We start from the raw sequence: 13330 nt of genomic DNA on the forward strand, positions 1-13330 counted from the left end.
CGGCTGACGGCGCCATGAAGCCGCCGACGCCCCCCGTTCACATGACGCTGAGTCATGTCAGGCGGGGATTCAGTCATTTCACGTCAAGCCTGATCGCTGATAAAGGGAATATCTGTGCGGCTGACTGACTGGAGAACGGCATGGCCAAGATCGCGAAATCCGAGGTTTTCGGTGCGCTCGAAGCGGCGGCGCGCGAGCGGATCCTCATTCTCGACGGCGCGATGGGCACCGCGATCCAGGGTCTCGGCTTTGGCGAGGACGCATTCCAGGGCCACGGCGGCGGCTGCGCCTGCCATGCGCTGCAGGGCGTCGAGCACCCGCAGCAGGGCAACAACGACCTGCTGATCCTCACGCAGCCCGACGCCATCGAGGACATCCACCACCAGTACGCCATGGCCGGCGCCGACATCGTCGAGACCAACACCTTCTCGTCCACCACCATCGCCCAGGCCGACTACGGCCTGCAGGGCGCGGTCCATGATCTGAACGTGCAGGGTGCGCGCCTCGTGCGCCGCGCGCTCGACCGCGCGACGGCGCAGGACGGGCGCCGCCGCTTCGTCGCCGGCGCGCTGGGCCCGACCAACCGCACCGCTTCGATCTCGCCCGACGTGAACAACCCCGGCTTCCGCGCCGTCAGCTTCGACGACCTGCGCATCGCCTATGGCCAGCAGGTGCGCGGGCTGATGGAGGGCGGGGCGGACCTCATCCTCATCGAGACGATCTTCGACACGCTGAACGCCAAGGCCGCGATCTTCGCCTGCGAGGAGGTGTTTCACGAGCAGGGCCTGCGCCTGCCGGTGATGATATCGGGCACGATCACCGACCTTTCGGGCCGCACCCTCTCGGGGCAGACGCCGACCGCCTTCTGGCATTCGGTGCGCCACGCGCAGCCCTTCGCGGTGGGCCTCAACTGCGCGCTGGGCGCGGCGGCGATGCGCGCGCATCTGGCGGAGATCTCCGGCGTCGCCGACACCTTCGTCAGCGCCTACCCCAACGCCGGCCTGCCCAACGAGATGGGCGAATACGACGAGAGCCCCGAGGCGATGGCCGCGCAGATCGAGGGTTTCGCAAAGGAAGGCATCGTCAACATCGTCGGCGGCTGCTGCGGCTCGACGCCGGCGCACATCAAGGCCATCGCCGACGCCGTGGCGAAGCATCCGCCCCGCGCCATCCCGCAGATCGAGCGCCACATGCGCCTGTCGGGGCTGGAGCCCTTCACGCTGACGAAAGACATTCCCTTCGTGAACGTCGGCGAGCGCACCAACGTCACCGGCTCGGCGAAGTTCCGCAAGCTGATCACCAACGCCGACTACGCCGCCGCGCTCGACGTGGCGCGCGACCAGGTCGAGAACGGGGCCCAGATCATCGACGTCAACATGGACGAGGGACTGATCGATTCGAAGCAGGCGATGGTCGAGTTCCTCAACCTCGTCGCCGCCGAGCCAGACATCGCCCGCGTCCCAGTCATGATCGACAGCTCGAAGTGGGAGATCATCGAGGCCGGCCTGAAATGCGTTCAGGGCAAGTCGGTGGTGAACTCCATCTCGATGAAGGAGGGCGAGGCGCAGTTCCTCGAACAGGCGCGGCTCTGCCGGGCCTATGGCGCCGCCGTCGTCGTGATGGCCTTCGACGAGCAGGGCCAGGCCGATGACGAGGATCGCAAGGTCGAGATCTGCGCGCGCGCCTACAGGCTGCTGACCGAGGAGGTCGGCTTCCCGCCCGAGGACATCATCTTCGATCCCAACGTGTTCGCCGTGGCGACCGGCATCGAGGAGCACGACAATTACGGGGCCGACTTCATCGGCGCCGCCCGCCGCATCACGACCGACTGCCCGCATGTCCACATCTCGGGCGGCGTCTCGAACCTCTCCTTCTCGTTCCGCGGCAACGAGCCGGTGCGCGAGGCGATGCACTCGGTGTTCCTGTTCCACGCCATCCGGGCGGGCATGGACATGGGCATCGTCAACGCGGGCCAGCTCGCCGTCTATGAGAGCATCGACGCCGATCTGCGCGAGGCCTGCGAGGACGTGGTGCTGAACCGCAAGCCGGCGGGCGAGGGGACCGCGACCGAGCGCCTGCTCGACATCGCCGAGCGTTATCGCGGCGCCGCGGGCAAGGAGGCGCGCGAGCGCGACCTCGCCTGGCGCGAGTGGCCGATCGAGAAGCGGCTGGAGCATGCGCTCGTCAACGGCATCACGGAATTCATCGACGCCGACACCGAGGAGGCCCGACAGCAGGCCGAGCGCCCGCTGCACGTCATCGAAGGCCCGCTGATGGCCGGCATGAACGTGGTCGGAGACCTGTTCGGCGCGGGAAAGATGTTCCTGCCGCAGGTGGTGAAATCCGCCCGCGTGATGAAGCAGGCCGTCGCCGTGCTGCTGCCCTACATGGAGGAGGAGAAGCGCCTCTCGGGCGGCGAGGGCCGCCAGACCGCGGGCAAGGTGCTGATGGCGACCGTCAAGGGCGACGTGCATGACATCGGCAAGAACATCGTCGGCGTCGTGCTGGCCTGCAACAACTACGAGATCATCGACCTCGGCGTGATGGTGCCGGCGACGAAGATACTGGAGACGGCGAAGGCCGAGAAGGTCGACGTGATCGGCCTCTCCGGCCTCATCACGCCCTCGCTCGACGAGATGGCGCATGTCGCGTCGGAGATGGAGCGCGAGGGCTTCGACATCCCGCTGCTGATCGGCGGGGCGACGACCTCCAAGGTCCATACCGCGGTGAAGATCCACCCGCGCTACACCCGCGGTCAGGCGATCTACGTCACCGACGCCAGCCGCGCGGTGGGCGTCGTCTCGGGCCTGCTGTCGGACGACCAGCGCGACGGCGCCATCGAGAAGGTGCGCAAGGAATACGCCGAGGTGGCGGAGCGCCACGCCCGCGCCGAGCTCGCCAAGAAGCGCATCACGCTCGCGCAGGCGCGCGACAACGCGCTGAAGATCGACTTCACGGGCTATGCGCCGCCCGCGCCGCAGTTCACCGGGACGCGCGTGTTCGACGGCTGGGATCTTGCGGAGCTGGCGCAGTACATCGACTGGACGCCGTTCTTCCAGACCTGGGAGCTGAAGGGCGTCTATCCGCGCATCTTCGAGGATGAGAAGGTCGGCGCGGCGGCGAAGTCGCTGTTCGACGACGCGCAGGCGATGCTCAAGCAGATCATCGAGGAAAAGTGGTTCAACCCCCGCGCGGTGGTGGGCTTCTGGCCGGCCAACGCCGTGGGCGACGACATACGCCTCTATGCGGGCGAGGACCGCAGCGAGACGCTCGCCACACTCCACACCCTGCGCCAGCAGTCGCCCAAGCGCGACGGTCGGCCCAACGTGGCGCTGTCTGACTTCGTGGCGCCGGAGGGCGCGGCGGCGGATTATGTCGGCGGTTTCGTGGTGACGGCGGGCGTCGAGGAGATCGCCATCGCCGAGCGCTTCGAGAAGGCCAACGACGATTACGGCTCGATCATGGTCAAGGCGCTCGCCGACCGCTTCGCGGAAGCCTTCGCCGAGCGCATGCACGAGAAGGTCCGCCGCGAGTTCTGGGGCTATGCGCCGGACGAGGCGCTCACCCCCAGCGAACTGATCGGCGAGCCCTACGCCGGCATCCGCCCCGCGCCCGGCTACCCCGCCCAGCCTGACCACACCGAAAAGACCACGCTTTTCGAACTGCTCGACGCGGAGAAGGCGGCCGGCGTCAAGCTGACCGAAAGCTTCGCGATGTGGCCCGGCTCCTCGGTCTCCGGCCTCTATGTCGGCCACCCGGAGAGCTACTATTTCGGCGTGGCGCGCATCGAGCGCGATCAGGTCGAGGACTACGCCGCGCGCAAGGGCATGACCGTGGCCGAGGTCGAGAAGTGGTGCGCGCCGATCCTCAACTATACCCCGACGCCGGAAGGCGTGGAGAAGCTCGCAGCCGAGTAGGGCGGGCTTCACACCCCGGCTGCGCGCTGGGCCGGGGGCCGCCGCCCGCCCCGGTTGTCGCCTCCTGCGCCGGTCACGCGCGATGTGCGTCTAGTCGAGATATGTGCGCTCGACCTTCAGCGTGTCGCCGGTGCGGGCGTCGAGATAGATTTCGAAGGTCTGGCCGTCGGCCCTGCTGACGAGGACCTCATACCGACCGTTCTCGCGCTCGATCTCGTGGAAGTCGGTGTAGCCCTCGGCCTTGAGCTGCGCCACCACGTCGGGGATCGCCAGCCCCGTGGCGGCGCCGCTCTGCTGGGCGAGGCTGCCCGGCGCCGCCGCAAGCCAGGCCGCGGCGGCGCTGGCGAAGATCATGCGGTTCATTTCGTTCTCCCATGCCGGCTGTCGCCGGGACGCTCACCCGCGGCGAAAGCCATTCCGGCGACCAATCCTGGATGCGGCGTCTCCGAAGCGTGGTCGACGCCCGCGAGCCGGAAGTATCGATCCAGCACCGCCAGCGCCAACTCAAGCGCTCGTGATTGCGAAGCCGTTTCGCAGCATCTCCGGCGCGGTGCTGGAGGGCGTCAGGAGCAACAACTCCCCCCGCGATGAAGTGCCGGACTATTCACGAAGATATTCGATGTCGGCCCGCGCCATAAATTCAAGAACAGCATCATCGATGAGCCGCGGGCGGAGTTTGCCGCGTGGAAACATGAAACGAGCGCGGCGCGCCCTGCGGTCTCAGCAATGCGGGTCGGCCGCGACCAGGCGTCCGCGTCTCTGTTGGTCCGCCGGCCCACGCGTCGCGGGCCGGCGGCGCCCGGCTCAGATCGCGAGCTGGTAGGTCTCGGGAATGTAGCGGAAACCCTCGCCCAGCGCCTCGACATAGCCGATGGCGGGGAAGGGCATGTGGTAGCCGATGAACGGCACCCGGTCGGCGGCGATCATGCCGAAGATCTTGCGGCGCGTCGCGGCGGCGGCGGCCTTGTCCATGTCGAAGCGCACCTCCCAGTCCGGGCGCTGCAGCGACAGGACGAAGTGGTTCGCCGTGTCGGCGGTGACCATCAGCCGCCGGCCCTCGCTTTCGAGGTGATAGACCATGTGGCCCGGCGCATGGCCGAAGGCCTCGACCGCCTCGACCCCGCTCACGACCGACTGGCCCGGCTCGATGAAGGTGGTCTTCTCCGCCAGCGGCGTGACGATCGGGATGACGCCCGCCGCGCGCTCTTCCGGCACGCCGCCGTTGGTCCAGGCGTCGTACTCCCTCGCGCCCATGACGTAGCGGGCGTTGGGGAAGGTCGGGGCGCCGTCGGTCATCAGCCCGCCGATATGGTCGCCGTGCATGTGGGTGATCACCACGACGTCGATCTGCTCGGGCGAGACGCCAGCCTCGGCGAGCCGGGCGAGCGTGAAGCCGCGCGTGCCTTCCGTGGCGGGCGCGTTGCCGGTGTCGAACAGGATCAGCTCCGCGCCGGTGTTGAGCAGCGTCACGGTGTAATTGTTCACCAGCGCCGTGGCCGGCAGCAGATTTTCCTCGGCCAGCGCATGAACCTCGGCCTGCGGCCGGTCCGTTCCGAAGATGCCGTGCGGATCGCCCGCCACAACATAGCCGTCGTGCAGCGTCGTGACCTCGAAGCCGCCGAGGGCGACGCGCCGCACGCCGGGCCGCATCGGCCCCTGCATCGGCGCGGCTGCGCGGGCGGGCGCGCCGCCCGCCGCGGCTGCCAGAGCCGCTCCAAGCACGGCCGGCGCCGCGAGCGCCGCGCGCCGCGTCAAGGCGCTGGCGGCGAAGGTGTGGTCTGTCATCGGTCTCCCCCTGTCCCGTCGCGTGGAAGGCCCCGCCTTTTGACGCGGCCTTGCGCGGCGATATGGCGCGGAGACTCGCCGCGTCATCCCCCTCTCGGAGAACGGCGCGGCGCGCGCGGCTACTCGGCCGCGATCGAATAGGCCTTCCGGCGCCGGGATGAACCGGTGGAGAAGAAGCCGACGGACTGCTCCAGCCGCGCCGACTGCTCGGCCAGCGCCCCGGCGCTCGATGCGCTCTCCTCCGCCATGGCGGCGTTGGACTGGGTCATCTGGTCCATCTGGCTGACGGCCGAGGCGATCTCGTCGATGCTGGTCGCCTGCTCCTTGCTGGAGCGCGAGATCTCCTCGATCGAGTTGGAGAGCGAGAGCACGCCGTTGACGATGTTCTCCAGCGCGGTGCGCGTCTCGCCCACGCGGCTCACGCCGTCGCCGACATGGGTTCGGCTTTCGTCGATGAGGGTGCGGATGTCCTTGGCGGCGTCGGCGGAGCGCTGGGCGAGGCTGCGCACCTCGCTGGCCACCACTGCGAAGCCGCGGCCCGCCTCACCGGCGCGCGCCGCCTCGACCGAGGCGTTGAGCGCGAGCAGGTTGGTGGTGAAGGCGATGCTGTCGATCATGCCGACGATCTCGGAGATCCGCTCGGAGGACTTCTCGATCTGGCTCATCGCCTGCTGCGCGGCCTGGGCGACGTTCTGGCCCGCGTCGGCCTGCTTGGCGGTGGAGTCGGCGAGCGACGCGGCCTTGGCCGCATTGTCGGCGTTGGAGCGCACAGATCCCGTCATCTCCTCCATGGTGGCCGAGGTTTCCTCGAGCGCCGCGGCCTGCTGCTCGGCGCGCTGCGAGACCTGCGCCGCGCCCGAGGCGATCTCCGATGAGCTGGCGCGGACGTCGCCGGCCGCCTCGGTGATGTCGTTCACCAGCGAGGAGAGCTTGGCGACGGTCGCGTTCATGTCCGTCTGAAGCGCCGCGAACGCGCCGGAGTAGCTGCCCGACATCGAGGCCGTGAGATCGCCTTCCGCCATGCGGCCGACGACGCGGCTGGTCTCCGCGACGCCGCTCTCGACGGTATGGAGCAGGCGGTTCACGCCCTCGCCGAGCGCGTTCAGCTCGGCGTCGGGGAAGCGGGCCGAGACGCGGGCCGAGAAGTCGCCGGCCACGGCGCTGTCCACGACCCGGCCGAAGGCCTCCTGCAACTCGCCCATCATCCTGGCGCGGGCCTCGGCGGCCCTGGCGTCCGACGCGGCGACTTCGCGGGCGTTCTCGCGGAAGTTCTCCAGCGCGCGGGCCATCGCCCCGAGCTCGTGCCGGTGCTGCGCGCCGTCGATCTCGATGTCGAGGTCGCCGCTGGCGAGGCGCTCCATGGCGCCGGACTGCTTGCGGATGGCGCTGGAAATCGACTGCATGCAGAACCACGCCATCAGGACGCCGACGATCGTGGCGCCGACGCTGAGGGCGACCGCGGTGATTTCTGCGAGGTTCACCGTCCTCGACATTTCCGGCCCGATGGCGTCGCGCTGCGCCTTGGCCTGCTCGGAGACGACGCCGAAGGCGTGGAGGATCTGCGGGCCGAGGGCGTCGAGTTGACCGAAGCGCAGCTCGCGCAGGCGCATCTCGTCGTTCTTGATCGCCTCGGCGCCCGACTGGAAGGCGGCGAGGCCGGCGAGCGCGGCGTCGGCCTGATAGCGCAGCGTGCGGTCGAGCGTAGCGTCGCGCACGTCCGTTATGCCCGCGCGCACTTCGGCGAGCGGCGCCGCCGCGCTGTCATAATCCTCGATCCCGGCTCCGCCCAGGAAGCGGTCGACGCGCACGCGGGTGAGCAGGAAGGCCTCGCTCGCGCGGGAGAGCTGGAGCGCCATGTCGTTGCGTCCCTGCTCCTCCGCCAGCGTCACGAGGCTGCTGATGAGGCGGCGGGTCTCGATCGTCTCCGTGAGAAACCGGGTGCGCGCCGCATCGGCGCCGTCGGCGATCTCGACGGTGGCGGCGAACGCGGCGCGGTATGCCTCCAGCTTCTCGACGGTGTCGCGCATGGCGCTCGTGAGGGCCGCGTCGTCGCCCGCGAGACGGATCATGTCCGGCAGCTGGTCGATGACGCTCCGGAGTTCCGAAAGCGCGCTTTCCGCCGTCGCGGGGGCGCTGTCCTCGCGGTAGCGCAGCGCGTCCATCCGCGCGACCGAGAGGCCCTCGAGCGCCGTCGCCATGCGCCCCGAGAGCTTCGAGGCCGACCGATAAAGTTCGACGCTCTTGCCGACCTCGGACAGGCTCAGCGCGGTGACGCTGGCGAGACCGACAAGGGCCGCGAGAACCACCCCGAACCCGACCGCCAGACGGCGCGCGATACTCCAAGACGCAAACATGGCTGACCTCCATTGCCTCGCCATCACTAGGGCTTTGAAACATGAAGCATTTGTCTATGGGTGGGCGTCAGATCGCAGCTGTTTTCATGAAAATCCGGAGGGGCTCACCGCGGTGGATAGCCGGCGTCGCGATGCTGCAAAGCAGCAGCGCCGGTGCGGGGTCTCGATCGGTGCTGACCAGTTTGCGAGGAAAGCCGGTCGGAGGGGCATCGCCGGCTAAGCATTCGTCCAGATCGACGTATTATGGACGGCGCCAGGTGATGTAGGTGATTAATACTTGGAAAACGGATAGTCATAACAGGTTCTTGAGCGCCTGCACGGTCAGCCGATGCTGCGAACGCTCAGCTTCCGTTCAGAGGTCGTTCGCGTCCCGAAGCCGGCGCCGGTTAGCTGGCGCATGGGGCGGACACGACGCCGAGGTGGTCGCGGGCCGAGCGCAAACCCCGCGCCCGACAGGCGACCTCAACCGGCCCATGATCGTCTCGCGCGCGATGGCGGGCGGCGCCCGCCACCGATGCGGCCCTCAGTTTCGTGCGCGCGCCAAGATCGACCTTCGGCGCGTCGTCGCCCATGATCGGCCGCCTGCAGCTGCGCAGCTTCTTGGTGATCACGACGGGAGGACCGCCGCATGGCGCGAGGAGCCGTGTCAGGTGGGCGTCTCTCGGCGCTCGCGTTTCGGCGGCGCTGCGGTGCGGCGTCCGGGCTGCGGCAATGTCCCGATCGCCCGCGAGCGATCGGGCGGAATGGCGACCGCAAGGCGCGCACCGAAGCGGATCAGCCGAAACCGACCGTCCTCGCGACTGTCCCCGGCGCCCGGTGCGACGGGAAGTCCGGATCGCGCGAGTGATCGTCTCGCGCAAAAAGCCGAAGCCCTCAGAAGCGGCGGCTACGGCAAGTCGGTCATGTCCGGCTTGTGTCGGCGACAGTGGCGGTCGCCAACCTGAAGAAACCCGCTGCGAACCTGAAACAGCTTGATCGGGCATGATCGCCGGCGAAGCTTGCGACGAGGGGCGGCTTTCAGCAGCCCTGTCCGCCAGCGAGGGCGTTGCGATCGCCGCCGGGGCGTGGTGCCGCTTGTCAGACTCGAACTGACGACCCCATCATTACGAATGATGTGCTCTACCAACTGAGCTAAAGCGGCATTCGTGGCGTTCCACGCCGGGGCTATTACACGCCGGCGCCGCGTGGGGCAAGCCGTCTTGCGGCGCGGCGACGGGCGGCGCGCCTCGGCGGCCCGCAGCGACGCGGGCCGCATCGCGGGCCGCATGATGGGCGCGCCCTAGCGCCGCGCCTCGGCTGCTTCGCGGACGGCCTCCTCTGCGGCGGCGGCGTCGAGCTGGTCCTCGCTCGCCCTGCTCTCTGCGTCGTCCACCATGAGCGGCAGCATGGCCCCGCCGAGATCCGCCTCGTCGGCCGATTCGCGCCAGGCGAGCGTGTCGAAGCCGCCGCAGCTCGGGCAGACCGCGTGCCAGCCGCCGGGCGACGCGGCGCAGCGGTCGCAGATCCAGTGGGCGCCGCGGGGCGCCGACACCGCGCGGGCGAGATAGCCGCGCACGATCGCCTCGGAAGAGCCCTCCCCCTTCTCGATGGCGGCCATCATCGCGAGCGAGCGGTGGTTGGGCTTCTCCGACGCCATGTCGCCCAGCGCCTTGCGGGCGCCGCGCCAGTCGTTGTCGGCGATCGCAAGTTCGGCCGACAGGTACTTCGCCTCGTCATGCGTCGCGTTCGTCGCGATGAGGTCGCGGAAGCGGCGGCGACGCTCCGACGGGCTCTCGGTCGGCGAGATCTCCGCATAGGCCTCCGCGATGTCGGGCTGCGGCGCATGCTTCCACGCCTCCTTGAGCAGCTTCCCTGCGCGGGCGCTCTCGCCGCGGGCGATGGCGCGTCGGGCGGCGAAGACCGCCGCCGGCGCGAGGCCCGGCGCCGCCTTCACCGCGGCGTCCGCGGCCGCCACGGCGCGGGGCTCGTCGCCGGTCTCCGCGGCGTGGCGGGCGATCTCGAGGTTGATGACGGCGCGGCGGCGCTCCGACACGTCCCGCGGCAGGGACTTGCCCCTCGCCAGCGCCGTCAGCGTCTTGAGCGCGCCCTCCCAGTTCGCCTGCTTCACCTGGAGGTCGAACAGCGTCTGCTGCACGCCGGCGTCGTTGGGGCGGATCGCGAAGGCGTGCTCGGCGAACTTGAGCGCCCGGTCGGTCTCGCCGCGGGCGACCGCCTGCTTCAGCAGGCCCTTGACGCCGACCATCGCGGTCGGAGGCTCCTTGGCGAGCGCGCGGTAGTGCTGCTTGGCCCGGCTCACGTCGCCCTGCGCCTCGGCGATGTTGGCGTGCAGAAGGTCCGTCAGCGGGCCCGCGCCCAGCAGTCGCGCGGCCTTGCGGGCGTAGACCGCGGCCGTCTTGGGGTCGCCTTCCGCCAGCGCGACCATGCCGCTCGACAGCGCCTCGAAACCGCGACGCTCCTTGGCGCGGGACCAGTAGCGCGTCAGCGCGGTCTCGTCGCCCAGCACGAAGCGGATCGCCGCCACGAGCAGGCCCGCCAGCTTGTAGAGGGCGTAGAGCGCGAGCATCGTCAGCAGCACGACGCCGACGAACTCGACCAGACTGAGGGGCGGATAGGTGTAGCCGTCCCAGGTGATGGCCACCTCGCCGCTGGTGTCGACCAGCAGCCCCGCGGCCGTTGCGATCACCGCGACGACCGCGACGAACACCACGACCCGCAACACAAGCCAGATCATTCTGTCGCTCCCCTCAGAGTGTGTCCGGTCTGAACCTGGCCGGCGCCGTTCGCAGCGCCGGTGTCCGCCGGTTTCATTCGGCGCGTCCGATTTCGGCGCGCCACGACGCCAGCGCGTCGTCGGCGCCGGCGCGCAGGCGGGCGCCGACGGTCCAGTCCGCCATGGCCTCCTGCGCTTCAGGCGGCAGCGCCTCGATGATCGCGATCGCCCCGTCGAGGTCGCCGCTCAGCAGGGCCACGCGCGCGCGGCTCAGCTTGGCCTGCGCCGAATCGCCGGCCACGGCCTCCTCCGGCAGACCCGTCACGCGCGCCTGCAGCGCCGCGGCGAAGCCCGCGAGCGGACTGTCGGAGGCGCTCTCAGCGGCGAGCGCCCCGCGGATGCCGCGATAGGCGGCGTCGGGGAAGCTGGCCTTCAGCGCCTCGCGCGTCGGCGCGCCGCCGGCCGCGGCGGCCTCCAGCGCGGCCGGCGGCGGAACCTCGACCGTCTCGCGCGCGGTGGCGAGCGCGGCCGGGAACGGCTGTCCGAGCGTCATCGCCCGGTCGATGCTCGCCAGCGCGGCGCTGGCGGCGGCGGCTCTGCGCGCCGCCTGGGCCGACGCCTCGGCGGCGGCGGCGTCGGCGATGGCGCTGTCCGCCTGCGACTGCGCGTTCTCCAGCGACGCCACGGTTTCCGACAGAGCGTCGACCCGCGCCGACAGCGCCGCGGCGTCGGCGCTCGCGGCGTCCGCCCTTGCGGCTGCGCCGGAGACGGCCTCTTCCAGGGACGCCACCGCCTCGCGCATCGCGGCGACCGCCTCGACGGCTTCCTGAGCGGCGCCCTGCCCGGCGCCCGGTCCACCGCCCGGCCCGGCGCCCGGCCCGGCGCCCGGCCCGGCGCCCGGTCCGGCGCCCGGTCCGGCCCCCTGCTCCGGCGCGGCTTCGAGCGCCGCGACGGCGGCCTCGATCTCGGCGATGCGGGCGGCGAGCGCGGGGTCGGCGGCGGCGACGGTCTCCGGCGCGGGGCGGCTTTCGAGCGCCGCCACGGCCTGTTCGAGCGCGGCGATGCGGTCGGCGGCCTCCTGCGGCAGCGCGGCGGGCGCCTCCGCGGCGGCTGCGGCCTCCGCGGCCGCAGCCGCCGCCGCAGCCTCCGCCACGCGTGCGTCGAGCGCGCCGAGCCTCTCCGAAAGCCGTCCCTCGGCATCGGCCAGCGCCTCGGCGGAAACGCCGGCGCCGGCGGGCGCCACGAACTCCGCGATCGGCGCCGGGAGCATGGGCGCCAGCTTCGGCGCGCCCCAGATCGCCGCCGCGCCGCCGACGATCAGCAGAATCAGTGCGGTCAGCGCCCTCGCGGCGAAGCTTGACCCCTGCTTCGGCCCGGGAGGCGGCGCCCGCTCGGCGCGGGCTTCGCTGGCGGGCTCGCGCGGCTTCTCGTCGACCGGCTCCGGTTCGGGAGCCTGCGCGTCCCCTGCAGGGGGCTGGGCCTGGGGAGCGGTGTCGGAACCGGTCCCGTCTGAGGTTTCGTGGTCGGCCGCGCCCCTCTCCGCAGCCGCGCGTGCGTCGTCGGCGATTTCTTCAGCGTCCTCGACGGCGCGATCATGGGCGCTGGCGCCCCAGGGACGCGCCTCGGAGGTCGTCGCCGCGCCGTCCGGCGCCGCCGATCCGCTAGCCTCCTCGGAGGGCGACGGCCTGGCCCCGCCCCCGGGCAGGGCGGCGTCCTCGGTTTCGTCCGGTTTCCTGTCGCCGCTGTTCATGCGCATCTCTCCCCCGAAGTCGAACGCAGGTTAGTCGGGGCCGTCGCCGCCCGCCAGTCCGGAGAGGCCTTCGCGCCGGCCCGCGCCCCATGGTCGCGCCATGGCGAGGGCGGCGCGCATCGCGGCGCCGTCCGGCCGCTCGGCCACGATCACGCGCCCGAAGCCCGCGTCCGCCAGGGGCGCGGCGGCGGCAGCGCTGATCGCGACCGCGGCGGCGCAGCCGAGGCCGGCCCGCCATGCGCCGGCGAAGGCCGCGAAGCGCGCCGCCGCGCGCGGCGAGTAGAAGCAGGCGGCGCTCAGGGCGCCGCCTCGCAGCGCAGCCTCGACCTCGGGCGGCGGCGGCCCGGCCTGCGCCGCGGCGTAGACGACCTGCTCGCGCATGGCGAAGCCAGCCGCGCGCAGGGCGCCGGCGAGGTCCGCCGCCACGTCGCGACCGCGAAAGAATGCCAGGGCCCCCGCGCCGGGGTCCAGCGCGCGCGCCGCGAGCCGCGCCAGCGCCGCCGCGTCGCCTTCGGCCGAGCGCACGTCGGCGAAGCCCGCGCGCCGCGCCGCCGCCGCCGTGGCCGCGCCGACGCAGAACGCCGGCGGCGCGCCGGGCCCGGCCGTCGCCCGGCGCAGGGCGTTCGCGGAGGTGAAGAACGCCGCCTGACAGCCCGAGAGGTCGGGCGGCGGACCTTCGTCGACGATCTGGTGGAGCGGCCAGAGCAGCGGTCGCCAGCCCTCCGCGGACAGCGCCTCGGCGAGCCGCGCCGCGGCGGGGCCGGGGCGCGTGATCAGGATCGAGGGCGCGTCGGCCTGCGCGCCGGCCACCGGC

7 protein-coding genes and 1 tRNA gene are annotated in these 13330 nt (G+C 71.3%); 1 reads left to right on the forward strand and 7 read right to left on the reverse strand.

The genetic code is table 11. The features are described from left to right. Nucleotides 1-140: 140 nt before the first annotated feature. Nucleotides 141-3917: a methionine synthase gene (gene metH / locus BLW43_RS10975; RefSeq protein WP_093253174.1), complete on the forward strand. Its 3777-nt coding sequence runs from the start codon at nucleotides 141-143 to the stop codon at nucleotides 3915-3917. A gap of 90 nt (nucleotides 3918-4007) precedes the next feature. On the opposite strand, the gene BLW43_RS10980 is transcribed toward metH, so the two are convergent. The 7 genes from BLW43_RS10980 to BLW43_RS11015 form a co-directional block, all read right to left on the reverse strand. After that, on the reverse strand, nucleotides 4008-4280 hold the full coding sequence (locus tag BLW43_RS10980; protein ID WP_093253177.1) for a PepSY domain-containing protein: 273 nt from the start codon (nucleotides 4278-4280) through the stop codon (nucleotides 4008-4010). A 441-nt stretch (nucleotides 4281-4721) separates the two neighbouring features. Beyond that, nucleotides 4722-5702 (reverse strand): MBL fold metallo-hydrolase, encoded by a 981-nt coding sequence (locus BLW43_RS10985; RefSeq protein ID WP_217632154.1) that lies wholly within the window; start codon nucleotides 5700-5702, stop codon nucleotides 4722-4724. A gap of 119 nt (nucleotides 5703-5821) precedes the next feature. Continuing rightward, nucleotides 5822-8056: a methyl-accepting chemotaxis protein gene (locus tag BLW43_RS10990; RefSeq protein WP_175478854.1), complete on the reverse strand. Its 2235-nt coding sequence runs from the start codon at nucleotides 8054-8056 to the stop codon at nucleotides 5822-5824. Between the two features lie 1065 nt (nucleotides 8057-9121). Beyond that, a tRNA-Thr gene (locus BLW43_RS11000) sits at nucleotides 9122-9197 on the reverse strand. Between the two features lie 138 nt (nucleotides 9198-9335). Then, entirely contained in the window at nucleotides 9336-10787 is a 1452-nt protein-coding gene (locus tag BLW43_RS11005) for a heme biosynthesis protein HemY (RefSeq protein ID WP_093253192.1), read from the reverse strand. Between the two features lie 73 nt (nucleotides 10788-10860). Then, nucleotides 10861-12516: an MICOS complex subunit MIC60 gene (locus BLW43_RS23505; protein ID WP_093253194.1), complete on the reverse strand. Its 1656-nt coding sequence runs from the start codon at nucleotides 12514-12516 to the stop codon at nucleotides 10861-10863. A 30-nt stretch (nucleotides 12517-12546) separates the two neighbouring features. Beyond that, nucleotides 12547-13326 (reverse strand): uroporphyrinogen-III synthase, encoded by a 780-nt coding sequence (locus BLW43_RS11015; RefSeq protein WP_175478855.1) that lies wholly within the window; start codon nucleotides 13324-13326, stop codon nucleotides 12547-12549. Nucleotides 13327-13330: the final 4 nt, after the last annotated feature.

It is taken from the genome of Rubrimonas cliftonensis (assembly GCF_900107585.1).
Taxonomy (GTDB): domain Bacteria; phylum Pseudomonadota; class Alphaproteobacteria; order Rhodobacterales; family Rhodobacteraceae; genus Rubrimonas; species Rubrimonas cliftonensis.